Source organism: Myxococcales bacterium (assembly GCA_016706225.1).
GTDB lineage: Bacteria > Myxococcota_A > Polyangia > Polyangiales > Polyangiaceae > JADJKB01.
In genome coordinates, this window is the sequence record JADJKB010000024.1 from 59,443 (window position 1) to 83,361 (window position 23,919).

Sequence of the window (23,919 nt, forward strand, 5' to 3'; positions counted from 1 at the left end):
AAAGGCTGCGGTCCTACGGGCGCGTGTACAGCACCAAACGCGCGCCTACGGTCGTGCCGTAGAGGCTCAGGGTGCGGCTGAAGAGGTGGGTGTATTCGATGTTCGGGCCGAACGAGAAGATGCTGAAGCGCACGGGCTCCCAGAAAGCGCCGAGCCCGACGATGCTGAGCGCGCCGCCGTCGGCCCTCTTGTCGGCCCCCTCTTCGAGCTTCATGCCGCCGATGCCGAAGTTGGCTTGAACCCCCGCGTCGCGCCACTTCCCGCCGTAGGCCCAGAAGGGAAAGGTCTCGACCCGGAACACCACTCCGAATCCCGAAGCATCGAGGGTCTTGGCCGAATAGCCGACGTCCCAATAGCCGACACCGAAGGTGAACCAATCCCGCAGGGCGCCGCCGATCCAATAAGTGCGCGCGGTGCCAACCCCGAGGCCCGTGTCGGCGACGTAGGCGTCGTTGCCGATCTTGCGAGCTTCGTTCGGGTAGCCGTAGGCATTTGCGGCGAAGAGCCCGAACGAGACGCCCGCAGTGAAGTCGCTGCGACGTTCGGCTTTTTGTCCGAAGTCGCCGTCCCAATCGTTCTCCACCGCCGCGGCGAGCGGTGCGGTGCCGCTCACGGCGATGAAGCTCGTAGCTGCGAGAAACCGGCGCATCGGTGAACGGTATCTGCCGCCGGGCGGCCGGAGGTCAAGGCCTTCCGGCACCCGCCGGTCAGAACCACGCTACGCTTCGGTGATGGCGCGGGTCGCGGTGGTTTTTCCCCCTCTCCGGGTCTCGCGCGACTTCGTCGATTACCCGTACTTCGCCGACCTTGGCGCGCTCTCCGCCACGGCTGTGCTCGAGGCCGCCGGCCACGAGGTTTCGCTGTTCGATGCCCTCGGACGGGCGGATTCGACAGCCGGACCGGCTGACGGTAGCTGGTTCCAGCTGGGGGCGCCGCTCGGCGCGCGCGACATCCCCGACACGGACGTCGTGGTGGTGCAGTACACGCCGTTCCACCGTCCACCCGTGCGGGAGCCCGTGCTCGCCGAGCTACTCGCGGCGCTCCGCGCCTCGCGCCCAGCAACAGCGGTCGTGTTGGCGGATCTTTACCAGAGTGGGCAGCACTTCGTGGACGTCGGGGGCGCCGCAATTCTCGCAGCCTATCCCGAGGTCGACGTATTCCTGCGCTTCGAGGCCGAGGCGTCGCTCCCGGGTTTGATCGAGCGCCTCGCCGCCGGGCGGCCGAGCACGCGCCAGGTCGTAGACGGCGTCGAGCCGCCGGATCTCGACCTGCTCCCGTTGCCCGCGTGGCACGCCATCGACGTGCCGGCCTACTTCCGCTTCCACACGCTGCTGATGGCGGAGCTCGGGCGTCCCGGGTGGGCGTTTCCCATCGATGGCCAGTCCTTGCCGCTGGTCAGCTCGCGCGGCTGTCCGTATCGCTGCAGCCATTGCTCTTCGAATCCGGGACTGTCGCCGGGCCAACCCAAACGGCAGCGCCGCCTCTCGCCAGCGCGCCTGGCCCAGCACCTCGATCAGCTGGTTCAGCTCGGAGCACGACGCATTCACCTGCTCGACGAGCTCAGCAACGCGAACGAACGGCACTTCGATGCGCTACTCGCGTTGGTGGCCGAGCGAGAGCTCCGCCTCGAGATCCCCAACGGCCTGCGGGCAGACCACCTGACGCCAAAACAGCTCGGGCTATTGGCCGAGCGAATCACGACGCTCAGTGTCAGCGCCGAGAGCGGCGTGCAGCGCGTTGTGACCGAGGTGGTCGACAAGGACCTCGATCTTGCTCACATCAGCCGCGTTGCGCGCGAAGCGCAGGCGGCCAACGTGCCCCTGCTGGTGCACTTCATGATCGGTCTCCCCGGCGAGACACGAGAGGAAATGAACCGGACGCTCGACTACGCCCTCGAGCTGCACGAGAACTTCGGGGTCTGGCCCAGCGTGCAATTCGCAACGCCGCTGCCCGGGACTCGCCTTGCCCGGTCCGTCGGGGCGCTGCCGCTGGTCTCGGATTTCGGGCCGCATTTTCAGAAGCTCGCCAGCGCCACCAACCAGTACGCCTCGCCGGCGGAGTTGCAGCAATTCAAGGAGACGTTCGAGCTGCGGCTCTCGGCCATGCAGGGGCCGAAGAAGATCATCATGAACGTCACCTACAAGTGCAACAACCACTGCACCTTCTGCGCAGTCGGCACGCGTACCCAGGTCGACGGCAACTTCGACCGACAGCGGGAGTTGCTCGACAAGTATCGGCGTCTCGGTGTCTCGCTGCTCGATCTAGACGGGGGTGAGCCCACGCTCTACGACAAGCTGTTCCCTCTCATCCGTTACGCTCGCCGCATTGGCTACGAGAAGATCAACGTGACCACCAACGGGCGCATGGCGTTCTATCCCGAGTACGCCAGGAAGCTCGCCACGAGCGGCGTCAGCAGCATCTTGTTCAGCATTCACGGTCCGAGCCGACACGTTCACGCAGCGAACGTTGGCGTGCCGGAGGCCTTCGAGCAAATGTTGGAGGGGATCCGCAACGTGCGTGCCGCAGCCCCGCCGGGACTGGAGCTGGGTGCAAATGTGACCCTGACGCTGTCGAACCACCGCCACCTCGGCGAGATCGCCGCACTCATCCACGAGCTGGGCCTCGCGTGGCTGAACATCCAGTTCTTGACGCCATTCGGCCGGGCCACCGAGACCGTCGCACCGGACACCGCCGTCGCGGCCGGCATCGTGATGCGGGTCATCGACGAGTGGAAGGACCGCCTGAAGCTGCAGGTCATCAACCTGCCGTGGTGTTTCATGCCGGGGTACGAGGCGTACCTGGTCGGTGATCTGCTCAAGCTCGAACGCCACATGCTGTTCGTGAACAACGAGGAGGTGAATCTGTTCGAGTACCTCCGCCAGCAACGTTCTTACGGGCCCCCATGTGGGACCTGCACCCGAAAGGTGTTCTGTGGCGGGTTCTACCGGCTGACGGACGTGCCCGAGCCGGAGTGGTTGATCCGACCCGAAGACCTGGTGCGAGGGGTCGAAGCGACCGGTCTGACGGGTCCTGCTCGCTGACCCTGGAGTCCGGAGACCACAATGACTGTGGTGCGGTTGCCACGACGCGCACACTGGTTACCGTCACGAGATTGTCGGTGCAGATCGAGCCCCGCGGATCTTGCGGAATTCCAGACATCGTGCGGAATCGACTCGCCGGCACGCGCGTTGCAGAACAATTGGAGGGAGGAAAGCCGCCGTGAGTCGACCGAAGCGTCAGAGCTCCATTTCTGGGGCAGCGTGGGAGCCCGTTCAACCCGGTCCCAGTCGCGTCGAACCGCGTCGCGGCCACGTTCATTTGCGCGATCTCGGCCGGCGGGCGCCGGCCAGGCGCGGTGGGCCCGACGGTCTCATCGAGCTCATCGAGCGCAAGATGCGACAGCGCTGAGAAGCCGTCGCGCTTCCCTCGGCTCAGAACATCCCGATCATTCGCAGCTCCGCGGACTCATTCGAAACGAACGGAATGATCGCGGTCTGAACGGGCTCGGCCGCGGGATGGGGCTCGGCCGCGCTGAGCCGGAGTTTCCGATAGTAGAGCAGGGACGGCATCAGGTAGCCGGAAGCGTAGCCCATCAAGTGCCCGACCAAGACGTCGCTCGCCCAGTGGCTGTCCGAAGAGATCCGCAGCATGCCCGTAGCGGTCGTCAACCCGATGGCCAGCACGCAGGCACCGCCGTCGAGAAGAGGGCTGCCGTACAGGGCCAACTGCGTGTGATGCGCGCACGTCAAACCCGCGCCAGTGGCGGTGAACGCGGCGTGTCCGCTGTAGAACGACTGATATTGCTCCGGTGAGTCGCAACTGACCGAGTAGTAGCGGTTGTCGCGGCACTCGCGCACGTAGGGTCGCTCTCGCGCCACGAAGCGCTTCGACACTGCGTTCAGGCTCAACGTCAGCGAGTACGCCTGTGCGTTGATGACCGCCATCTGCCACGCCACGTCCGGGCTTTGGTGCCCGACCCAGGTCACGAGCACGTTGTCGACCAAGACTGGCGCCACCAGCGAGCCAACGATGAGTGCGTCGCTCACGGTCGCGGCGTTCGCGCGGCCAGATCTCGAGCCGAAGCGCAGCTGGTCCCGAGCGACCTTGTCGTACAGGATAGGACTCGACCAATGCGGCTCGCCCTCGGGTTTCACGAGATAGTGGGCCACGGTGACTGACGTCGCGACGCCGATGGTGATCGCTTCGGCATACCCCACTCGCCGCCACTGGTCATGCCAGTGCAGTCCGATGGCTGAGCGTGAGCTCGGTACAGTGGGGCCGCAGTACTTGCAGGCCAGGCCCTCCGGGTTCGCTTCGGACCGAGCCGGGCGGGGGTTCCTCGCCGTGGCTTTGCTGGGGATCGGCGGAGCATGCTCGACCGCGTTCGTTGGGCCTGCCGTTGCCTCCGCCTGCGCCGGCTCGGTGGGGGCGCTTGCCGCGGGTTCTCCGGCTGCGGTCGGAGGCGCGACAGGCGCAGTGGTGGGCGTCGGGGCCACCGCCTGGGCTCGCGCCTCGCCCGCTCCGCAGACGATGACAGCGAAGCCCGCGAGCAGGGCGACGACGCAGCGCTCCCAAGCGTCAGGGGGCGCCGCGGGGGCAAAGCGGGCCGGCACGCACCGGCCGGACGAAGCGAAGCAGCGAAGCATCAGCTGGGCTGAAGGCTAACACCAGCCCAGAGCTTCTCACGCAGAACGGCTTCCTGTGCTCTCGGGCTCGGCCCCGCGACTTGGCCGCCGCGCTCAGGACTATGGCCGGCCCGGTCAATGAAGATCCGCCCAAAACCGTTCAGGATGACACTCAGGAGCGTGACCATGACCCAGCAAACCAAGATGCGGAAGCACGAGCGGATGGCACTGGACGTCGTGGCGAGCGTCAGCGACGGGTGGGTAGAGACGCCTGCGGTCGGCCTGGACGCCTCGGTGGCGGGTCTCGGTCTGAAGAGCGCGTTCCTATGGGCACCTGGGACGCGGGTCACCGTTCGGCTGAAGCTGGCCGATGCAACCACTGCAGTTGCGGTGGCGGTGGTCAAGCGCGCCGAGGGAGACGTCATGGGTCTGCAGGTGCTCGCCACCGGTCAGGCCTTCTCGCGGATCTTCGCTCAGCTCTCGACAGCGGCATGAACAGAGCGGGCCCGGCGAGGACGTCGCGTCCGCACCGAGCCCGAAACTTGCGTTGTGCGGCCGGCTCAGCCTCGCACCGAACGCTCGCCGCAGCCGCTCACTTCTTCGCAGCGGGTTTTGCTGGCGCCGCGGACTTCTCAGCGGCGGCGGGTTTGGCGGCCGCTGCCGTCTTTTCAGCCTTGGCAGGAGTCGCAGGTTTGTCGCCGGGCTTCGGCCCTTCCATCAATCCAAGCTGGCTCATCAGCTCGATCATGCTGCCGTAGCTCTCGCCGCGGACGAACTTCCCGTCTTTGAGCTCGATCACGTCGAGGCCGTGGCCGTGGAACTTCTTGTTCGTTGCCTTGATGGGTCCCAGGGGGCCCGTGTGCGTGCCGCTGAACTCGACCTCGGCCACCACGAAGTTCGGGCCAAAAGCCCAGATCTTCGGCGCAGACATCTTCATGTCCGGGAACGACTTCTTGATCATGGCCATCTCTTTCTTGGCCCCGGCTTGCCCCTTGGAATCTTCGGGCATCGTGTAGTCCACGTGGACGCCGTCCTTGCCCACCATCTCCAGGAACTTCTTCTCGTCCTTGGCTTCCATGCTGGCGTAGAAGGCCTTCACCAGGTCCACGTTGGTGCCCTCGGCCGCGTCGCCGCTCGCCAGAACCCAGGTGGCCGCGCCGTCGGGCAGCTGGGCGGGTTTGCGCACGGGCGCTTTCATCATGCCGATCTGCCCGGCGATCGTCGCGCCGTCCATGTAGGTCATCGCCCGCTTCACCAAGCCGGCGTCGTTGATCCAAAACAGGGTCGCGCCATGGAAGCCGACCGGTTTGTTGGTCGCTTTCATCCCCATGTACTCACCCTTGTGCGTGCCGGTGGCGACCCACTGGGCGATCGATACGTCTTTGTTTGCCAGGACGCGGCGCGTCGCCGTCTTCATGTCCGGATACGCCGCGAAGACTTCCGCGAACATCTTCTCGACGGGCGCACGCCCTTTCTGCTCTTCCAGCCCGTTCGGGCCCAGGTGCACGCTCACGGCGTCTTCGGCGTAGAGCGCGGCGATGGCCTTGGCGTCGTGTGCGTTGAAGGCTTTCTCTTCGGAGTCGGCAAACGCCTTCTGTCGATCGAGCAGAGGCTTGACCTCGGCCTTCGGCGCGGGCGCGGTGTCGGCGGCGCTGGAGTCGGCAGGTGGCATGTCCGCGGCTGCGGGGGGCGTGTCGGTCGGCGTTTCGGCCGGCGGTTGGCTGCCGCCACAAGCGGCATAGAGTGCGGATGCGGCGACGAGCGCGGTAAGTCGAATTCTCATGATCTGATTTCCCTCCGATTCGGGCGGCGAGATAGCGCGCCGCTGGGTGCGGCGTCAACGCCCGCTCGGGGATTGCTCAGGAGGCGCTGAGAACCGGGTTTGCCTGCGGCGAGACGCTGGCGCCCGCTGGAGGTTTTACGTGCGCGGGCCAGCGCCTGAGTGCGTAAGCCGCGTAGAGCGCGGCTGCCAGGACGAGTGCGGCGTTGCCCTGATGTGCGGCGGCCAGGGCCACGGGCACGTAGAAGACCAAGGTCGTGATGCCCAGGGTGACCTGCAACAAGACAGCGGCGAGGATCAAATCGAAGCCACGTCGAGCATGCCGCGGCAGCTCCGCCTTGCGCGCCGCGTAGGCGAGTCCAATCGCAAAGGCCAGAACAGCGGTGCCCAGCACTCGATGCTGGAACATCACGGTGATCACGTTATCGAACCCGTTCTTCCAGGTCGGGGTCAACGCAAGGAGGCCGGTAGGGACCAGCTCTCCCGCCATGAGTGGGAAAGTCGGAAATGCGTGGCCGGCCTTGAGCCCGGCGACCAGACCGCCGGACAGCGCGGTGAGCGCGGCGAGCGCCGTGAAGAGACCGAGCGCGCGCCGCAGCCGGGGCCAACCCTCGGTGACCACGAAGCCACCCAAGGTCTGCTCGAGCGCGAGCCAGGCGGCGTAGCTGAAGATCAAGAATCCCATGCCGAGGTGGAGCGTTAGGCGGTAGTGGCTGACGCGGGGCGCGTCGACCAAGCCGCTCGCGACCATGAACCAGCCGGCGAGCCCCTGCAGTCCACCGAGCAGCAACAACAGCACCAAACGCCGAACGGTGTGGCGATCCAACCAGCCCTTGAACAAGAAGAACGCACACGGCAGCGCCACGACGATTCCAATCGAGCGACCGAGTAGCCGGTGCAGGTACTCTGGCCAGAAGATGCGCTGAAATGCGGCCAGGTCCATGTCCGAGTTCACGTGGCGGAACTCCGGGCTCTGTTGATAGAGCGAAAACGCCCGCTCCCAAGCCGCGTGGTCGAGGGGCGGCAGCGTGCCGACGATGGGCTCCCAGACCGTGATCGAGAGCCCGGAACCGGTCAGTCGCACGACTCCTCCGAGCACGATCATCGTGAGCAGGAGCACCACGCACAGCCACAGCCACACGACGACGGCGCGGCGCGCGGAGGGCAGAGCGGGGGCGGGCGCAATCGACATCGAATGTTTGCTCGCGTGGGGGCGGCGGGCGCGTATGCTTTGCCCCAGATTTATCGGGCGTCAAGACGGACGAGCGAAGCGCGCATGGCAATCGTGGTGGTCGGTGGTGGCATCGCAGGGCTCTCAGCCGCGTGGGGACTGTGCGCCGCGCGAGCGGGCGACGTTCTGGTGCTAGAGCGCGAAGCCCAGCTCTTTGCCATGAGCTCCGGCAAGAACGCGGCCATTTACCGGGCGGTCGAGTCGCCGCGTCCAGTCGCCGAGCTGGGCGTGAGGAGCGCGACGCTGCTCGACGAGCTATTCGGGGCGCGCGAACGCTGGCTCCGGCAGGATGGCTTGCTGCTCACGGCGAAGTCCCGCGATGCCCTGGTCCCGCTCGCAGACATTTCATCCAGCGTGGGGATCGAAGTCGAGTGGCTGACACAAGCCGAGCTCGTACGACGAGCGCCATCCGTGATGGGCGGTCACGCGACCACTGCGCTGTGGGTTGCCGGGGGCGGGGTGATCGATCTGCACGCCATCGCGACGGCGCTCGCCAAGGCCGTGCGGGACGCAGGAGGCCGCATCGCGGTCGAGAATCGAGCGGTCCGTGTGCTCACGGACAAAGGGCGCGTGACTGGCGTCGCCTGCGGCGAACAGACCCATCCCGCGGACGTCGTGGTGATCGCAGGCGGAGCCTGGGCGAGCGAGGTCGGCGAGACCTGTGGCGCGCCGCTACCTCTCACCCCGGTGCGGCGTCACCTCGTGATGCTCGAGCCCGACGTTGCCATCGCACCCGACGCGCCCACCGTCTGGGATGCAGAGCTCGGCGCGTATTATCGCCCCGAGTCCGGCGCGCTGCTGTCGAGCCCTGGCGACGCCGTGCCTTGGCACGCGGAAGATCCGGCCGCGGATCCGGCCGCGCTCGAGCTGCTCTTCGAGCGCCTGCGCAAGATGGCGCCGTCCGTCGCGGGTGCCCGCGTGCGGCGTTACTGGGCGTGTCTGCGCACCTTCGCTCCCGACAAGGCGAGTGTGGTCGGCGCGGATCCGCGCGTCGCTGGGCTGTTCTGGCTGGCCGGGCTCGGCGGTCACGGCATGACGGCGGGTGTCGCGGCGGGGCGTGTACTGGCGGCCGGTGTCACGGGCGCGGGCGATCCGTTGCATCGACACCTGACGCCAGCGCGGTTGCTTTAGCGATTGGGTTTCACTCCGCGCCGTCGGCGGAGGCAGAGGAGACCAGAGAAGAGCCAGACGAGATCAGCGCTCGTCGTGGAGTGCGAAACCGTGCAGCCCGCTCCGTCGTCCGCAGGGATCGTCTCCCCCGCCTTCCCACCCACGCGTCCGGGGTTGCCGCCCGCGTCCGGAGCGCTGGCGTCACCCGACCCGCCTGCCGTTCCGGCCTCACCGGCACCGCCGCCCGCAGCTCCGCCAAGCTCGGGGTCGCTCGGGTCTGCGTCGCTGCCTCCGTCGTCGCCGACAGCGCCAGCCCCGCCCGCGCCTCCGCTCCCGGTCTTGCCTCCGGTTCCCCCGCTACTGCCAGCCTTGCCTCCGCTTCCCCCGCTTCCGCCATCCGTGCCGCCGTCGGTTGGAGGTTCCGTCGTCGCTTCGACCAGATGGAAACGCAGCGCATCGAAGCCGACGTATTCACCGGGAGCGCCCAGAGTGCTCAGGGTCACCTTGGCGCTGGTTCCAAACGCGAAGCTGCCGAGCTTCTGGAAGCTGCCGCCGATCTGGGACTGATCGACGTTCACCGCGTGTTGCCCGTCCAGCGCCTGGACCACCAGCTTCCCGGCGGACACGGTCGCGTGGTTGCCGTACGGCACGAAGGCACTCACCGTCCACTTGCCCGCGACGGGGAGCTTTGCGCTCCAAGTTCCGAGCACGGTTGCGCTGGAGGAAGCAGCTACCCAGGCATAACGACCCCGCCAGCCACCCTTGCCGTCTGCCGATAGCGGAGCGGAGCTGCTGAAACCAGCGGCAGCGTCGTCCACGATCACGTCGGGCACCTTCGCCGACTGCCACTGGTCCTGGATCTGATTCCACGAGCGGATCACCATCGACAGTACATCGCTGTACTCTTGCCACTTGTTGGGCTGTCGGTACCAAGCGCACCACGCGGGGTAGCCGGCTCGGTAACAGGGCCACGAATTCGTGTCCGACGACTCCAGGTAGGCGCTGACCCGGAGGTCGCGCTCGAGCGCCGAGAGCCAGTAGCTGTTGTGCATGCCCTGTGTCGTGCCGCCCGGGCTCGCGGCGAGCGCGGCGACCGTCACTGACGACGGGAACGCCTTGCTCTGAGCCGCGAGTCGGAACACCTCGTCGCCCACGTCCTTGGTCGTGCGGTTCGGGTGGGCCCACGCAAAAGCTTTGGCAACGTCGCCATAGTGATCACTGACCTGGACCCCCAGTCCGACCTGCCAGATGTTGCCCCCCCAAGGTACGACGTTGCAGTCGTAGTCGATGTCGTAGTTGTAGTCGCCGCAGTTGGTGAGCCGCCACGGGGCGAGGCTCGCATCTGCGGCGGCGAACCACGCGAGCAGCACCGGATCGCCGGTCTGTGCTCCGGCCTCGGCGCCCTCGAGCAGGAACACCTCCAGTTGAGAGTGAGCCATCGGCGAGAGCGCGGACAAGTTGGCGTTTGGGTTCGATGCCGGTTTGAAGCCGTGGGAGGCGACGTAGGTGCTCAGCGCGGGTGCAGGCGCCATGAAGGGCTTGGTCGCGGCGACGCGTGGCGTGCCGATGATGAAGCCGAACCAACACAGGACGACGAGGGTGCGCATGCTGACCGAGGTCGCAAGAGGTGTGCCGGCTGGCCGCAGCGCGACAGATGCTCGAAATGCCGCGCAGGCGCGGACCTCGGCGGCGGAGGTCTCACGAGGGTGATCGACTTGATCACCATGCGGGTGATCACACCGATCACCCGGTTGCAGCTCGACCGCGCGCGTATCGGCGGATCTGCGCGGAATTTGGCTGGCGAGGGCGCTGGTCTTGGGTTTGCAGTGCCGCTCTGCATGAACCCGAACACGCTGCTCGTCGCTCGTTGCATCCTGTCCGCCGCCTGCATCGTTGGCTGCGCCAACGAAACCGGAACCGCCGGCGAAACACCCGAACCCGAGGGCAGTGGCGGTAGCGCCAGCGCTTCCAGTGGAGGAAAGGCGGGCGTCGCCGTCGGCAGCGGAGGCTCGAACTGGGCTAGCGGGGGCTCGACGAGTGACGCTGGGGTGAGCGGGGGCGCGGCCGGCGCCGGCGGGTCGAGCGGCAAACCAACGAGCGACGCCGGCGCAAGCAAACCAAAACCCGACGCCGGCGGTGGCGGCGCCGGTGGCACCAATGGTGCGGGTGGCACCAGTGGCGGCGGCAGCGCGGGTGTTGGTGGAGCGACCGGCGGCGGCGGCGCGGGGTGCGGCTCGCTGAGCTACGCCGGCAAATGCAAAGGCAGCGTGCTCTCGTGGTGCGAAGACGGCGCTGTGCAGACCGCCGACTGCGCAGCGAAGGGTAAGACCTGCGGGTACCAGGACTCCTCCGTCGGTTACAACTGCCTGACTCCGGCGTCGGGCTGCGGGACGCTGGACGACAAGGGCAAGTGCGACGGCTCGGTTCTGAGCTGGTGCGAGGGCGGCACCAAGCAGGTCGTGGACTGCGCCGACACCAACCGCGCGTGCAAGTGGGAAGACGGAACCATCGGCTACAACTGCGTGGCCACGAACCCCGTCGGTCAAGGCGGCAAGCTGGGCTTCGGATATCCGGTCGGCGACAAGACCACCTATCCGGCCGGCGGCTGGCAGGTGTCACAAGTTCTCGGCAATTACCTGTATTCGCCGCCGTTCGTCGGCGGACACTTGGCGGAGGACATCTTCAACCCGAACGGAGCCAGCGCGAACGCGCCGGTGTATTCGGTGGCAGATGGCGTCGTGGTCTACGCCGGGAGCAACTCGTCGAGTTACAAGAACACGGTGATGATCAAACACGACCTCGGCAACGGACAGAAGGTCTGCTCGTTCTACGGCCACTTGTGGCCGCCGGTGGTGTCCAAAGGCCAGAGCATCAAGCGCGGGCAGAAGATCGCGGAGGTGATGGACTGGGTCTATTTCTACGGCACGGAGAACTCGCACCTGCACTACGTGATCGTGACCGAAGCGCTATGCGATCAGGCTCTCGCCGGCAGCGGGGGGCTCTGCGGCTACGACTCCAGTAACGGTCCCACCGGTTACTCGAACCTGTCCAATGAACCCTTCAGCTACACCTCGAAGGGAGACGGCTGTGGGTCGCAGGTTCACAAGAACGGTTACTTGTCCCCCGCCCAGTTCATCCTGGCGAATCACTTCTGATGCCCCGCTCAGTACGGGTTCTCGACCAAGGGACGCGAGGTCGGAAGCGGTGGAAACTGGAGCATGAGTCGGCCCGAAGTGGACTTCATTCGCAACCGGCGTCCGCTCGTAGTCGAGGCCTCGACGTCGTGAGGCCCGGTCGAGACCGCGAGCTCGACCCGTTTGGTGCCGCGTTCGAGCGGCATCGCGGCGCCGTCGATCTGGAGCGTGGCAAGCGGCAGATTGCTCTCGATGATCAAGGCAGTGAGCGCCAACGACGAGGCAGCAGCGTCCTCAGCGGCGGACGCTTCGGGCGGAGTCGGCCCGTTCGACGCTGCCAGCGAAGTGCTCGGCTCTGCCGCCGGTGCCGCTGCTGCCGAGGCAGGTGTCGCGCTGTAGCGCGGACGCGGTTCGGCGCGCTCCTGACGCTCCGCGCCGCTCTGCTTCTGGAAGGCGATGCCCGTCCCGATCCCGACCAGCAGCGTTCCGAGGAGCGCGAGCGCGATGCCCCAGTTTCGGGGCCTCGGCTGGCTGGCAGCGGCCCGGTCGCCGCTCGGGACGTTGGGCTCCGTCGCTTGCGCAGTGCGCAGCGTCGCCGATTCGAGCTGGCTCGCAGCGGGAACCGCGTCCGGCAGCGTCGGCTCTTGCGGCTGAATCGTCGTCAGCTCCCGAGTTAGCTCGCGAGCGCTCCGACTGCGTCGTTCTGCGAGCTCGGCACCCAGCAGCCGCTCGACCGTGCTCGCCACCTCCTCGGTGTCAGCGGCTCGCCACTCACCTCGAGCCCCGCTCGCCAGCGCGTCGCGAAGCGCTTGGGCGGTCGGCGTGCGCTGCTTCAGGTCGCGCGAGAGCGCGCCCGCAACAGCCTGAGCGAGCTCCGGCGGCACTTCCGGGTCGATCTGGCCGAGGTCGGGGATGGGTTTGTGCCCCACATCCAGGACGATGTCGGCCTCGTTCCCCTTGAACAGGCGCCGCCGCGCGATCGCTTCCCACGCAATCACCCCCGCCGCCCAGACATCCGTGCGTCGATCGAGTGGCTTTCCACGGGCTTGCTCCGGCGACATGTAAGCAAGCTTGCCCTTCGTGACGCCGGTCTTGGTGTGGCTGATTCGCGACCTTGCCTTGGCAATTCCGAAGTCCGTCAATCGCGCGATCCCGTCGCTGCCGATCAGGATGTTCTGGGGAGAAAAATCCCGATGCACGACCCCAAGCGATCCGCCACGGCCGTCACCGAGCTCGTGGGCGGCATGCAGCCCCGACAGAGCGTCGAGCAAGATGCGGAGCGTCACCCCCGGCGACAGACGCGTGCCGGCGCTGGCTGCCGCGCGATACAGACCGCTGAGACTGGCTCCCTCGATGTACTCCATCACGAGGTACGCGCCGGACCGGTCCTCTCCGACGTCGAGCACCGGCACCACGTGAGGATGCCGAATTTTGGCTGCGATCTTGGCTTCCTCGATCACGTCGCGCAAGAAAGCGGGCTCACGCCGCAGGTGTTCGTGCACCAGCTTGAGGGCGACGTCGCGCGTAAAACCCTGGTCGCCGCGGGCGCGGGCCAGGTACACCGTCGCCATCCCACCACTGGCGATGGGGAGCAATATTTCGTAGCGACCCACGGTCTTCGGGAAGCTCGCCGTGTGATCGCCGGAAGCGTTCACGGCTGGAGCGTATCATGCTCCGCGAGGTCGGCAGGAAGGCCTGTGTTAGGCTCTTTCTTGCGCGTCACGCCATGGGCCGAGACCACGAATCGCACGACCACGAGCTCGGCGAGGAGCTGCGCACCACGGCGCTCGAGACGGCACCGGAGGTCGACCCGCTGGCCGCGTACGTGCTCGAGGTGATCGAAGGTGAGGCTGTAGGCGCGCGTGTGAGGGTTGATGGGCACGAGCCGGCGCCGATGCTCGTCGGGACCAGCCAGACGTGCGCACTCAGGCTCGCCGATCACCTCGCCTCGCGCCGTCACCTGCGACTCACGCTGGAGGGGCGGCGACTCCGAATCTCGGATCTGGGCTCCACCAATGGCACGTTCGTCGACGGCGTGAGGCTGCTCGATGGTTACCTACGGGGCGGCGAGATCGTTCGCATTGGACAGACGGCGTTGAGGGTGGAAGCTGTGGCAGGCCGAGCGTCGAGCCCACTTCCGAGCAGCGACCGCTTCGGTCGCTTGATCGGCGCGAGCGCATCGATGCGTCGCATGTATCCGTTGTGCGAGAGGCTCGCGCTCTCCGACGTCACGGTGGTGATCGAGGGAGAGACCGGCACCGGCAAAGAGGTACTCGCGGAGTCGCTTCACGAGCGCGGGCCCCGCGCGCAAAAACCCTTCGTCGTGTTCGACTGCACTGCCGTGGCACCGAACCTGGTGGAGTCGGCGCTGTTTGGACACGAGAAGGGTGCGTTCACCGGGGCATATGCGACGCATCGCGGGGTGTTCGAGGAGGCCGATGGAGGCACGCTGCTGATCGACGAGATTGGGGACCTGCCACTCGCGCTGCAGCCGAAGTTGCTCCGGGTGCTCCAGCGTGCGGAAGTGCGCCGCGTGGGTGGCTCGCGGCCGATCCGGGTCGATGTGCGCGTGCTGGCGGCTACCCGTCGCGACCTGGACCGCGAGGTACAAGCCGAACGATTTCGTGACGACCTCTTTTATCGGCTGGCGGTGGCGCGCGTCGAGCTGCCCCCGCTGCGCGAGCGACACGGCGACGTTGCGCTCCTGGCGCGGCACTTCTGGGGCCAGCTGCGCGCCGGGCGACCGTTCCCGGACGAGGTGTTGCCGAGACTCGATGACTACGCGTGGCCGGGAAACGTCCGGGAGCTGGGCAACGTCGTGGCGCGGCTCTCGGCACTCGGCACTCTCGGCGAACAGGGGAATCCATCCGGGCGTCCGCCTGCGGGGCAAGTGCCAGCCGCTGATCTCATCGCGGCGGTGCTGGCCGAGAACCTCCCGTTCCCGAGCGCCCGCGACAAAGTCCTCGCTCTGTTCGAAGAACGCTACATCTCGCGCTTGCTCGAGCTCCACGATGGCAACGTCGCCCAGGCGGCGGCGGCGTCGGGCGTCGCACGGCGCTATTTCCAGATCATCAAGGCGCGTACGATGCGATAGAGTCTCTCTGCATGCGTCGCCGCCTTGTCGCACTGTTTGCCGGTTGCGTCGCACACTCGCTGGCGGCGCCGGCCTGGGCGGACGACGAAAAGGCGGCAGCCAGAGAGATCTTCCGTGCCGCAGAAGCAGCCTTCAGCCGCGGCGAGTATCGAGCTGCTGCGCTGGCGTTCGAGGCCGCCGACGAAAGATCGCCCAACGGAGGCGCGGCCTACAACGCGGCAAGAGCCTGGGAAAAAGCGGGGGACGAACCGCGAGCTGCCGATGCGTTCGAGCGTGCGCTTCGGAGCGGAGAGCTGGTCGATGCACGGCTTGCCGATGCACAGAAGCGGCTCGCGGCCCTGAGCCCCAGGCTCGGTGTCCTGGTGATTGACGGCCCGCCGAAGGCCCGCGTCAGTGTGGGGTCGCTCGAGGACGCACCGGCACCGCGGCGGTTGCACCTGACGCCCGGGGAGTATCCGGTCCATGTCCGGTGGGCCAGCGGCAAGCGCCAGACGCATCAGGTGCGGGTGAGCGCGGGGCGAGAGCAGACTCTCGGGCTCGGTGGAGCGGAGGCCGTCGTTCGCGACGCCCCCCACCCGGTAGAGCACGAGCAACCGCTGCGGGAACACCGCACTTCCGCGGACGAAGGCAGGGCAGGTAGCGGTCCTTGGGGTTGGCTTCTGCTTTCGGCGGGTGCGCTGTCCATGGGGACTGGCGCAGTCCTGTTGAACCGAGGTTTGTCTGCGCGCGACGAGTTCGAGGCCTCTGGCCGCACGGACGCCGGCGCTCACGATCGCGCCCTCGGGTACCGCACGTGGAGCAGCGTCACGTTGTTCGGCGGCGGCGCGCTGGTAGGTGCCGGCGTTGCTGTTCTCCTGGTGTCGCCGAGGCCCTCCGAGCCGACGTCCGAGAGCGCGCGCTGGTCGCTCGAGATTGCGCCGACGGGTGCGCGCTTGGTCGCTCGACACTGGTGACCACTAGGGCGCCGAACAGGTTGAACGTCGTTTGTTTTCAGCGACTTGCAAGGTGTTCGGCGCTCGCGCGCGGAGCGCGCACGGCCGAAGGCCGGGGGTTTGGGGCGCAGCCCCAACGTAAAGGTCCTAGAACACGAGCAGAGCAAGCTGATCGGTGTTCTAGGCTCGACCCGAGCGCTCTGAGCGTCGCAAGACCGCTCAACTCGAGACTAGAAACAGTCCGGCACGCCGCCGTCGGTGGAGCAGGACTTCGTGCCGCAGCTTCGGTACAGGCAGTTGGTCGGATCGCTGGGATCGGCCATGATCAGGGTGTTGTCGCGGCATTTTGCGGTCGTCCACTCGAAGCAGTGCTCGACCTGGTTGTTGTCCAAGAGGATCTCGCAACCAAATCCGCCGCAGGTGCCGGCGCCAAAGTCCTTGCACTTGCCAGCCTTGAGACCGCAGTTGTTCACGTAGCACTTGCTGGAGCCGCCACCGCAGCTCGGCGTCTCGAAATACAAGAGGGTGTTGTCCTTGAAACAGGAGCCAGCGTATCCGAGCGCCTTGCAGGAGCTCCAGGTGACGCCGGAGTCCGGTTTGGCGTCACTCGCGTCGCTCGCGCCGTCGACGGGTGCGTCGGCGACGTCAGCGCCGGCGTCAGGAGCGGCTTCGACCCACGTGTCCCCCTCGGCGTCGGCGCCGCCCGCTCCCCCCAGCCAGCCTTCACCGCCGACGTCGTTGGTACTGGCGTCGCCGCCGTTGCCCGCGTCCGTTGCGCCCGAGTCGACCTCTGCAACGTCGTACAAACACGCGCCCACGAGGCACGCGGGGAGGGTCAACCAGGCAAGACGCATCGAGGGCGACAGAGTATCACCGGCCTGCCGTGGGTCGGTCTTCGTCGCGCGCTCGCCCGGCGAAGAAGGCGCTCAGCTTGTCCAGCTTCGAGACGGGCCCCTGGCCAGGTCGAAGTTGATGCACGGTCTCCCCGACCCGCCGCATCCACCCGAGCTCTTCCTCGGACATGCGACCGAGCTCCAGTGCCTTCATTGCGTCGTCGAGCTCGGCGCCGTTCTTGGGGCCACACATGGCGACGTCCACCGCGGGATTCGAGAGCACGAATCGGTAGCAGTCGGTCGCAGTCGGCGTGCGCTCGTCCTTTGGGCAGTACTCGGCGCGGAGTAGCGATCCCCAGCGCGTTGCGGTGAAGGCCAGCACCCCCGGCCTCGCGCCCGCCTCGGTCTGGAGATGCGGAAACACCTCGCGCTCGGCGCCGGGATGAGCCGCGTTGTAGCGCAGCATGATGGCGTCGAAGCGCGAGTCGTCGATCATGCGAGCGAAGCTCGGACGGTGGTGACACGAGATCATGATCTGCCGGACCTTGCCCCGCTCCCGGAGGGTGAGCGCCGCATCGACGATACGGTCCGGTGGCATGTCGCTCCACCAGCTCAAGGTCAAGAGGTCGACGTAGTCGAGCTTCAGCTTGCGCAGCGCCAGCTCGACGCTCGGGCGAATCAGCAGCGCCGATCGCGAGTACGTCTGAACTGCGACGCACAGCTCCTCGCGGCGCGTGCGGCACACACGGTGGAGGCCGTCGGCGAAGGCGTCGGTCCGCCGCAGGCCCCAGAAGAAGAAATTGATGCCGCGCTCGCGCGCGCGTTCCAGGTCGGCGCCACCCACCCCGTAACTCGAACCCACGGCCAGGCGGCTCACGCTGAGCCCCGAACGACCGAAGGTCGTTGCGTCCCACAGTGAAGCGGTCATGGCGCGAGAAGTTAGCACGCGATAGCGCACTCGCGCGCCGCGCGCTGGCGAAGGCAACCTCAGCGTGCGATTCTCGACGGCATGCGCAGTGATTGGCTCCCTCTCCTCTTGTCGTGTCTGGGCTCGCTGGGTTGTTCGGATGGAAGCAGCGATGAATCCGGCAAGACGGGCGGGACCGGCGGAGTCACGAGCGGGGGAGGCGGCGGTGGTTCTGGCGGCACCGGCGGCACCTCGGTGAGCAGCGGCGGGAGCAGCGGCAGTGCGGGGAGCCCGAGCGGCGGCGGCGGCGCGAGCGGGGGCTCCGCGGGATCCGGTGGGGGCAGCGGCGGTATCGCGGGTGCTGGCGGCAGCGCTGGGTCCGGCGGTGGCGCTGGCACGGGCGGCGGCTCTGCGACGGCGGGGTGCGGCAAGAGCGGCGCGTTCGTGGGGGTGAATGACAGCGCCACGATCAGCGTGTCCGGCGTCTCGCGCAGCTACGTGCTCAGCGTGCCGGCCGACTACGTGTCGAGCAAGGGCTGGCCGCTCATCTTCGGATTCCACGGGCTGAACGCCGACGGCAAGGGCGCGCGCAACTACTTGAAGTTGGAACCAGGCGGCGCCAAGGACGCGATCTTCGTGTACCCGACCGCGACCAACAAGGCGACCGGCTGGAAGATGAAGGAAGGCGAGGGCGACGTCGAGTTCTTCGACGCATTGCTCGACAGTCTCAGCGCCAGCCACTGCGTGGACGTGGCACGCGTCTACGCGACGGGCTTTTCCCACGGCGCGATGTTCACCAACAACCTGACCTGCTGGCGTGCCGCCAAGCTCGCGGCCGTGGCGCCCACCGGAGGTTCCGGCCCCTGGTTTGGCGCCAGCTGCACCGCCAGCTTGCCAGCGATGATCACCCATGGAAACCAGGACCCGACGGTCCCGCCCGCCGACGGCGCGAAGACGCGCGACTATTTCCTGAAACAGAACGGCTGCAGCGCCACCAGCAAGCCGTACGCTGCCGAGCCGGCCTGCGTGACCTACGACGGCTGCAAGCTGCCCGTGGTCTGGTGTGCGTTCGATGGCGGCCACACGGTCCCGGCGTTTGCCGGTCCGGCGGTGAAGGCGTTCCTGCTCGCAGCGCCGTGAGCTACCCGCGCCGCCCGCTCAACCCCGCGCGAGCTTCTTGACGAACGGCTGCAGCGCCTCACTCAGCGTCGGGTCGGTCCGGTCCGTATAGGAGTAGGTCACGCGCACGGTCGGCTTGCCTATCGTCATCAGACGACGCAAATCGACCGGCGTTGCGATGACCACCACGTCGCAGTCGCAGCGAGCAATGGTGGCTTCGAGCTCGTGGATCTGGGCGTCGCCGTAGCCCATGGCCGGAAGCACCTGGGTCAGGTGCGGGTACTTCGCGAAGGTCTCGCGGAGCGTGCCCTGGGCGAAGGGTCTGGGATCGGTGAGCGTCGCGCCGTGGGCGCGCGCGGCGACCCAACCCGCGCCGTAGGGCATGCCCCCATGGGTCGTGGTCGGGCCATCTTCAATTACCAAGGCACGCGCGGCGCGGAGCAGCTCCGGTCGGTCGACCTCGATCGCCAAGTCCCCCTCGACCACGGTGGCGGTGGGGTTGGTCAATCGCGCCGCAATCCGCACCTCGTCCACCATCGCCGGGTCCGCAGTGCCGACCTTGCTGAGCACGAGCACGTCGGCCCGTCGCAGGTTCGTCTCGCCCGGGTAGAAACGAGCTTCGTCCCCCGGTCGGTGAGGGTCGAGCAGCACGACCTCGAAGTCCGATGCATAGAAGGGAAAGTCGTTGTTGCCTCCGTCCCACAAGACCACGTCCGCCTCTTGCTCGGCCGCGCGTAAGATTCGTTCGTAGTCGACCCCCGCAAAGACCACATGCCGCTGATTGATGTGAGGTTCGTACTCCTCCATCTCTTCGATGGTGCAGTGCTGAGCGCTGAGATCTTCGAGGGTCGCGAAGCGCTGCACCGCCTGAGCGGCAAGGTCACCGTACGGCATCGGGTGGCGCACGATGGCCACTCTGGAGCCGGCGTCGCGCAGCAAGTTGGCGATGTGGCGGGTGGTCGGGCTCTTCCCCACGCCTGTTCGCACGGCGCACACACTGAGCACCGGCTTCGTGGAGGCGAGCATGGTCGCCTTGGGACCGAGCAAGCGAAACCCTGCGCCCGCCGCCTGCGCACGACAGGCGTGGTGCATCACCGTTCCGTGCTCGACATCGCTGTACGAAAAGACTACGTCGTCGATGTCGTGGGCTTCGATCAGGCGTTCGAGCTCCGCCTCGGGGTAGATTGGGATCCCCTCGGGGTAGAGCGGGCCGGCGAGGCTCGGCGGGTACCGGCGCCCCTCGATGTTCGGGATCTGCGTGGCGGTGAACGCCACCACCTGAACACTGGGATCGGCGCGAAATGCGACGTTGAAGTCGTGAAAGTCTCGTCCCGCGGCACCCAGGATCAGGAGCTTCGTCCGTTCCGGCATACGACCCACTCTCGCAGAATTGTTTTGGCGGCAGAAGTCCCGGAGCGGCGCAGTCTTTACCGTCCCTGTGCCAATTTGCGGTCAGTTGCGTGTGGGGCCGGCACGGGTTAGTCGGTTGAGCGATGCCGATCCTGCTACAGCGTGCGCGGCTGCTCGGAATGTTCGGGCTGGGCGCGCTGGCGGTTCTTGGCTGTGAGTCCAAGCAGCGAGTGGCGCCTGGCGCCGGCTCCGCGACCACCGCGACGCCGAGGCCGAGCGCGGAGGGAAAGCTGCGGTTTCCGCCCGAGGCGCGCCGGGACTCGCCACCCAAGGGCATCGCCGAGAGTGCGCTGGCCGTGGGCAAGCCCGCGCCGGCGCTCGAGGGGCTTGCCTCGACGTCGGGCTCGTGGAGCCGCGCCTCGAAGGTGACGGCGCTCGTCTTCTACCGAGGGCACTGGTGACCCTACTGTCGCCGGCAGCTCGGGGAGTTGCAGAGTCAACGCGGTGAGTTCGAAAAGCGCGGCGCGGAGCTGGTAGCGCTCAGTGCGGATCCCGTCGAAACCAGCAAGGAGCTGGCCGGGCGCGAGAAGCTCTCGCTGACTCTGGTCTCGGATCCGGAGCGCAAGATCATTGGGGCTTTCGGCCTCGACGACCCGGGTAACGAAGTCTCCTGGCCCGCCGTCTACGTGCTCGGACCGGACGGGACCGTGGTCTACCGTGCGTTTCTCGAGACGTACAAGGAACGGCCGCCGGTGGCGGACATCCTGGCTGCGGTCGAGCGCGCGAAGAACAAACGCTAGGGCGAAGAGTGGTTCAACCTGGGGCGGGCGCGAGGCGTCGTCCGCCTCTCCCCGTTGCGCTCGGCGCCGGCCCGCCGTGCTACGCTTGCTCGATGCGCAAGTGGTGGGTCAGCTTGGGCGGCTGCGTGCTTCTCTTGTCCTGCGGCGGAGAGGAGTTCGCGAGCTCCGGTTCGGGAGGCGCGAGTGGCACTGGTGGAACGAGCGGTACCGGGGGAGCCAGCGGCTCGGGCGGGGCAACCAGCGGCGGAGGTGGCGGGGCTCCTTCTGGCGGCGGGGCGGCGGGAACCGGGGCCACGGGCGGCGCGGCGGGGGGCGGCGGCGGAAACACTGGCGGCGGCGGCGGAAACACTGGCGGCGGCGGCGGGAACACTGGCGGCGGCGGCGGGAACACCGGCGGCGCAGCCGGAAGCAGCGGTGGCGGCGGCGGCACCGCGGGTAACGGCGGCTCTGGCGGAAGCACGGGCGGCACGGGCGGCACCGTCGCTGGCTGCGGCGTCCCGCCGGCAGTGCAGAGCAACCTCCTCTTGCACACGACCCTCGACAACATGGGCGCTGCTCAGAACCCAGCGTTCATCAAGTCCCAGCAGGCGGGCTACGTCGTCGGCACGTTCGTGACGGAAGGCCCGTGCGCCGGCGCTTTCCAGGTGAGCCACAACTCTCACTGTGTGAAGTATCTCGCTCCGCAGAACCTGGACCTCCAGAAAGGCACCATCGACTTCTTCTTCAAGCCGAATTTCAACACGACTGACGGCGTCAGCCACAAGCTCTTTGCGCTGACCAGTGGTTACATGCTCCTCAGCAAGACGGCGAGTCCCGAGAACTTCCTGAGCTTCGGCATGCCGAGCACGCCGATCGTGCAGATCGCGCCGGGCGACGTGGGGTTCGTGAACGGCCAGTGGAAGCGGATCACGGTGGCCTGGCTGGAGAACAGCGGGCAGATCACCGTCAACATCTACCTGGACGGAGTGCAGAAGGGCACCGGAACAAAAGCCGTTCCGAGTGTCGCGGTCCCTTCGCCGCTGAACATGTACGTTGGAAACCTCGGCTGTGTCGCAGCGGACTACGGCGCGGGCGTGTACGACGACTTCAAGATCTACGACACGAACCTGCCTCCCCCCTGACGGCTCGGCCCGGTCGGCGTGCGCGCCCCGCTTGGTCGCTCCCGTCGGATGGGCGCCGAGGGCACGCGAGCTGGAAGAAGCAGGTCTCGACCTCATCGGTCGCGAAGCGTGGGTCGGGTGGCAGGCGCGCTCCCGACGAAGTGGCCTCCCGCTTGACAGAGCGCGGTTCCGGGCGCATCTAGAGCCTTCATGCCGAGAACTGACATGTCAGTTCTGAGTCGAAGGGGGCCCCGCCGTAAGCCCCGATCCCCTCAGAAATCCGATGAAAAGCGCAGTTACAAGGCAGCGCCGGACCGCCGCCGGCAGATCCTGGACTGCGCCCTCGCGGCGTTCGCCGAGAAGGGCTACCACGCCGCCAGCATCGCCGACGTCTGCGGCCGCGCGGGCATCGGCCGCGCCACGCTGTACCAGTACTTCCAGGACAAGCGCGATCTCCTGGCGGCCCTCGCCGAAGACATCGCAGCGCGGGTGGTCGAGGCGTGTGAAAACCGTCCCCCGCTCGACGTTCCGCCCGGATTCAAGCCTACCGAAGAGCAGGCGGTCCGTTTCATCGAGGGGCGGATCGTCACGGTGCTCTCGGTGGTGCTGGAGAATGCCGACACCGCACGCTTGGTGCTGCGCGCAGGGCGCGGCGCCGACGGTGTCGTCGACGAAATGCTGCGGCGGGTGGATCGCGCGGTGCTCGAGCGCTTCGAAGCCGAGCTGACTCTGGCCAAAGACGCGGGCGTGATTCGACCGGTCGATGTCGCGTTCGTCGCGCGGTTCTTCCTCGGCGGGGTCGAAAAGACCGTGCTCTCGTACCTCGAAGAGAACCGCCCTTGGGACGTTCGGCGCATTGCAAAAGAAGCCGCGCTGCTCGAGGTACTCGGAATATTTGCCCGTCCGAACTCGCATGAAGCCCCAGGAGCAACCGAGCCATGAAGTTTTCCGCCAAAGCCTTCCCGCCCAAGGACATGTTCGCCGAGCGTGCGGAAGAGGACGCCACGACGAAGACCAAGCGGCTCGAACGCCTCTACGATCTCACCCGGGAGTTCGCCTGGGACGGGCCCGCGCTGCTCGCCGAGCTGATCGAGAAACACGGGGCGCCGGGCAGTGGCATGTCCGCCGAAGTCCGCACGCGCCTCTCGCGGGTGTTGACGGTCTTGATGTGGGGCGAACTCGCGGCGTGGAACATCTCTGCGGATATCGCGCTCGAGATCGAGGACCTCGACGCAAAGATGGCCGCGACGGGGCAGGTCTTCGACGAAGCGCGACACTTCCGCGTGCTCTCCGCCTACGTCCGTGAGCTCGGCATGGACCCCGAAATGGGGGCGCTTCCCCGGACTTTGCTGCGCAAAGTGCTGGCCGCGCCGACCTTGGCCACGAAGCTGGTCGGCATGCAGCTGTTGTTCGAGACGAACGCGGTGGTGCTGTTCCACAGCCTCGGCGAGAGTGGGATCTGCCCCATTCTCTCGGAGCTCTTGCCGTACTTCGAACGCGACGAGTCTCGGCACGTGGGGCTGGGTGTGATGTTCCTGCCGCGGCTGATCCAGAAGATGACCCCCGCGGAGGCGCGGCGGACCGCCCGCTTTCACACCGAATGCATCCTCTTGCTGATGGCCAGCGGGTTCTCGTTCCGTGACGATTTCGAGAAGCTCGGCTTCGACCAGCGCAAGATGGCGACCCGCGTGACCAAGATGCAGGACGACGTCCTACGCGAGATGATCGAGCGTCACGGTAGGCGGGTGATGCGCGCCGTGGTGAACCCGCGGGACGGTTTCGGCCCCAAGGTACTCGACTTCATTCACCCGCCGGGCGGGCTCGACAGCGTGCCGACGTGGCACCGAGGCGTTCACCGAGGCGCGACTCGCGCGATTGCGGTTCTCGACCGCGCCTTCAGCTGA

General features: G+C 67.2%; 21 protein-coding genes. 12 read left to right on the forward strand and 9 right to left on the reverse strand.

Annotated features, from left to right (window positions below; genetic code table 11):
* Positions 1-13: 13 nt before the first annotated feature.
* Complete coding sequence (locus IPI67_36115; GenBank protein ID MBK7585598.1) at positions 14-649, reverse strand: hypothetical protein; 636 nt, start codon at positions 647-649, stop codon at positions 14-16.
* An 82-nt stretch (positions 650-731) separates the two neighbouring features.
* Here IPI67_36115 and IPI67_36120 point away from each other — a divergent pair, with 82 nt between their 5' ends.
* Positions 732-3,041 (forward strand): radical SAM protein, encoded by a 2,310-nt coding sequence (locus IPI67_36120; protein ID MBK7585599.1) that lies wholly within the window; start codon positions 732-734, stop codon positions 3,039-3,041.
* Positions 3,042-3,431: 390 nt separating this feature from the next.
* On the opposite strand, the gene IPI67_36125 is transcribed toward IPI67_36120, so the two are convergent.
* Positions 3,432-4,646, reverse strand: coding sequence for a phosphatase PAP2 family protein (locus tag IPI67_36125; protein ID MBK7585600.1), 1,215 nt, complete (start codon positions 4,644-4,646; stop codon positions 3,432-3,434).
* Between the two features lie 165 nt (positions 4,647-4,811).
* Between IPI67_36125 and IPI67_36130 the strand changes: the two genes are divergently transcribed.
* Complete coding sequence (locus IPI67_36130) at positions 4,812-5,120, forward strand: PilZ domain-containing protein (protein MBK7585601.1); 309 nt, start codon at positions 4,812-4,814, stop codon at positions 5,118-5,120.
* 97 nt (positions 5,121-5,217) lie between these two features.
* Here IPI67_36130 and IPI67_36135 read toward each other — a convergent pair whose 3' ends face one another.
* Both IPI67_36135 and IPI67_36140 read right to left on the reverse strand, forming a co-directional pair.
* Complete coding sequence (locus tag IPI67_36135) at positions 5,218-6,408, reverse strand: ester cyclase (protein MBK7585602.1); 1,191 nt, start codon at positions 6,406-6,408, stop codon at positions 5,218-5,220.
* Between the two features lie 76 nt (positions 6,409-6,484).
* Positions 6,485-7,597, reverse strand: a complete 1,113-nt coding sequence (locus tag IPI67_36140) for a COX15/CtaA family protein (GenBank protein MBK7585603.1) — start codon at positions 7,595-7,597, stop codon at positions 6,485-6,487.
* A gap of 84 nt (positions 7,598-7,681) precedes the next feature.
* On the opposite strand from IPI67_36140, the gene IPI67_36145 reads away from it, so the two are divergent.
* Positions 7,682-8,767 carry an FAD-binding oxidoreductase gene (locus tag IPI67_36145; GenBank protein ID MBK7585604.1) on the forward strand — a complete coding sequence of 362 codons (1,086 nt, stop codon included), beginning with the start codon at positions 7,682-7,684 and terminating at the stop codon, positions 8,765-8,767.
* Here the strand turns inward: IPI67_36145 and IPI67_36150 are convergent.
* Complete coding sequence (locus tag IPI67_36150; GenBank protein ID MBK7585605.1) at positions 8,764-10,353, reverse strand: hypothetical protein; 1,590 nt, start codon at positions 10,351-10,353, stop codon at positions 8,764-8,766. The two genes, IPI67_36145 and IPI67_36150, sit on opposite strands and share 4 nt — an antisense overlap.
* 99 nt (positions 10,354-10,452) lie before the next feature.
* Between IPI67_36150 and IPI67_36155 the strand changes: the two genes are divergently transcribed.
* Complete coding sequence (locus tag IPI67_36155; GenBank protein MBK7585606.1) at positions 10,453-11,901, forward strand: M23 family metallopeptidase; 1,449 nt, start codon at positions 10,453-10,455, stop codon at positions 11,899-11,901.
* Positions 11,902-11,909: 8 nt separating this feature from the next.
* On the opposite strand, the gene IPI67_36160 is transcribed toward IPI67_36155, so the two are convergent.
* On the reverse strand, positions 11,910-13,535 hold the full coding sequence (locus IPI67_36160; protein ID MBK7585607.1) for a serine/threonine protein kinase: 1,626 nt from the start codon (positions 13,533-13,535) through the stop codon (positions 11,910-11,912).
* 71 nt (positions 13,536-13,606) lie between these two features.
* Between IPI67_36160 and IPI67_36165 the strand changes: the two genes are divergently transcribed.
* Together IPI67_36165 and IPI67_36170 are read left to right on the forward strand one after the other, a co-directional pair.
* Positions 13,607-14,974, forward strand: a complete 1,368-nt coding sequence (locus IPI67_36165; GenBank protein MBK7585608.1) for a sigma 54-dependent Fis family transcriptional regulator — start codon at positions 13,607-13,609, stop codon at positions 14,972-14,974.
* Positions 14,975-14,985: 11 nt separating this feature from the next.
* Positions 14,986-15,927, forward strand: coding sequence for a hypothetical protein (locus IPI67_36170; GenBank protein ID MBK7585609.1), 942 nt, complete (start codon positions 14,986-14,988; stop codon positions 15,925-15,927).
* A gap of 209 nt (positions 15,928-16,136) precedes the next feature.
* On the opposite strand, the gene IPI67_36175 is transcribed toward IPI67_36170, so the two are convergent.
* Positions 16,137-16,760 carry a hypothetical protein gene (locus tag IPI67_36175; protein ID MBK7585610.1) on the reverse strand — a complete coding sequence of 208 codons (624 nt, stop codon included), beginning with the start codon at positions 16,758-16,760 and terminating at the stop codon, positions 16,137-16,139.
* A 16-nt stretch (positions 16,761-16,776) separates the two neighbouring features.
* Positions 16,777-17,667: an aldo/keto reductase gene (locus IPI67_36180; GenBank protein ID MBK7585611.1), complete on the reverse strand. Its 891-nt coding sequence runs from the start codon at positions 17,665-17,667 to the stop codon at positions 16,777-16,779.
* 81 nt (positions 17,668-17,748) lie between these two features.
* Here IPI67_36180 and IPI67_36185 point away from each other — a divergent pair, with 81 nt between their 5' ends.
* Positions 17,749-18,786: a hypothetical protein gene (locus tag IPI67_36185; GenBank protein MBK7585612.1), complete on the forward strand. Its 1,038-nt coding sequence runs from the start codon at positions 17,749-17,751 to the stop codon at positions 18,784-18,786.
* A gap of 18 nt (positions 18,787-18,804) precedes the next feature.
* Here the strand turns inward: IPI67_36185 and IPI67_36190 are convergent, their stop codons facing one another.
* Positions 18,805-20,136: a GTPase gene (locus IPI67_36190; GenBank protein MBK7585613.1), complete on the reverse strand. Its 1,332-nt coding sequence runs from the start codon at positions 20,134-20,136 to the stop codon at positions 18,805-18,807.
* Positions 20,137-20,258: 122 nt separating this feature from the next.
* Here IPI67_36190 and IPI67_36195 point away from each other — a divergent pair, with 122 nt between their 5' ends.
* The 5 genes from IPI67_36195 (at position 20,259) to IPI67_36215 (ending at position 23,919) form a co-directional block, all read left to right on the forward strand.
* A complete protein-coding gene (locus IPI67_36195) occupies positions 20,259-20,576 on the forward strand; it encodes a hypothetical protein (protein MBK7585614.1) in 318 nt (105 codons plus the stop codon).
* A gap of 27 nt (positions 20,577-20,603) precedes the next feature.
* Entirely contained in the window at positions 20,604-20,915 is a 312-nt protein-coding gene (locus IPI67_36200) for a peroxiredoxin family protein (protein MBK7585615.1), read from the forward strand.
* Between the two features lie 92 nt (positions 20,916-21,007).
* On the forward strand, positions 21,008-22,036 hold the full coding sequence (locus IPI67_36205) for a hypothetical protein (protein ID MBK7585616.1): 1,029 nt from the start codon (positions 21,008-21,010) through the stop codon (positions 22,034-22,036).
* A 204-nt stretch (positions 22,037-22,240) separates the two neighbouring features.
* Positions 22,241-22,957, forward strand: coding sequence for a TetR/AcrR family transcriptional regulator (locus IPI67_36210; GenBank protein ID MBK7585617.1), 717 nt, complete (start codon positions 22,241-22,243; stop codon positions 22,955-22,957).
* Complete coding sequence (locus IPI67_36215; protein ID MBK7585618.1) at positions 22,954-23,919, forward strand: ferritin-like domain-containing protein; 966 nt, start codon at positions 22,954-22,956, stop codon at positions 23,917-23,919. The genes IPI67_36210 and IPI67_36215 overlap by 4 nt, the downstream gene beginning before the upstream one ends.

What these genes read in the sequence shown, in the direction of transcription:
- IPI67_36145 (MBK7585604.1), top strand. Translation starts at nt 7,682, where the DNA reads ATGGCAATCGTGGTGGTCGGTGGTGGCATCGCAGGGCTCTCAGCCGCG.
- IPI67_36175 (MBK7585610.1), bottom strand. Translation starts at nt 16,760, where the DNA reads ATGCGTCTTGCCTGGTTGACCCTCCCCGCGTGCCTCGTGGGCGCGTGT.
- IPI67_36210 (MBK7585617.1), top strand. Translation starts at nt 22,241, where the DNA reads ATGTCAGTTCTGAGTCGAAGGGGGCCCCGCCGTAAGCCCCGATCCCCT.
- IPI67_36170 (MBK7585609.1), top strand. Translation starts at nt 14,986, where the DNA reads ATGCGTCGCCGCCTTGTCGCACTGTTTGCCGGTTGCGTCGCACACTCG.
- IPI67_36115 (MBK7585598.1), bottom strand. Translation starts at nt 649, where the DNA reads ATGCGCCGGTTTCTCGCAGCTACGAGCTTCATCGCCGTGAGCGGCACC.
- IPI67_36185 (MBK7585612.1), top strand. Translation starts at nt 17,749, where the DNA reads ATGCGCAGTGATTGGCTCCCTCTCCTCTTGTCGTGTCTGGGCTCGCTG.
- IPI67_36140 (MBK7585603.1), bottom strand. Translation starts at nt 7,597, where the DNA reads ATGTCGATTGCGCCCGCCCCCGCTCTGCCCTCCGCGCGCCGCGCCGTC.
- IPI67_36150 (MBK7585605.1), bottom strand. Translation starts at nt 10,353, where the DNA reads ATGCGCACCCTCGTCGTCCTGTGTTGGTTCGGCTTCATCATCGGCACG.
- IPI67_36190 (MBK7585613.1), bottom strand. Translation starts at nt 20,136, where the DNA reads ATGCCGGAACGGACGAAGCTCCTGATCCTGGGTGCCGCGGGACGAGAC.
- IPI67_36205 (MBK7585616.1), top strand. Translation starts at nt 21,008, where the DNA reads ATGCGCAAGTGGTGGGTCAGCTTGGGCGGCTGCGTGCTTCTCTTGTCC.
- IPI67_36180 (MBK7585611.1), bottom strand. Translation starts at nt 17,667, where the DNA reads ATGACCGCTTCACTGTGGGACGCAACGACCTTCGGTCGTTCGGGGCTC.
- IPI67_36135 (MBK7585602.1), bottom strand. Translation starts at nt 6,408, where the DNA reads ATGAGAATTCGACTTACCGCGCTCGTCGCCGCATCCGCACTCTATGCC.
- IPI67_36125 (MBK7585600.1), bottom strand. Translation starts at nt 4,646, where the DNA reads ATGCTTCGCTGCTTCGCTTCGTCCGGCCGGTGCGTGCCGGCCCGCTTT.
- IPI67_36215 (MBK7585618.1), top strand. Translation starts at nt 22,954, where the DNA reads ATGAAGTTTTCCGCCAAAGCCTTCCCGCCCAAGGACATGTTCGCCGAG.
- IPI67_36130 (MBK7585601.1), top strand. Translation starts at nt 4,812, where the DNA reads ATGACCCAGCAAACCAAGATGCGGAAGCACGAGCGGATGGCACTGGAC.
- IPI67_36195 (MBK7585614.1), top strand. Translation starts at nt 20,259, where the DNA reads ATGCCGATCCTGCTACAGCGTGCGCGGCTGCTCGGAATGTTCGGGCTG.
- IPI67_36120 (MBK7585599.1), top strand. Translation starts at nt 732, where the DNA reads ATGGCGCGGGTCGCGGTGGTTTTTCCCCCTCTCCGGGTCTCGCGCGAC.
- IPI67_36165 (MBK7585608.1), top strand. Translation starts at nt 13,607, where the DNA reads ATGGGCCGAGACCACGAATCGCACGACCACGAGCTCGGCGAGGAGCTG.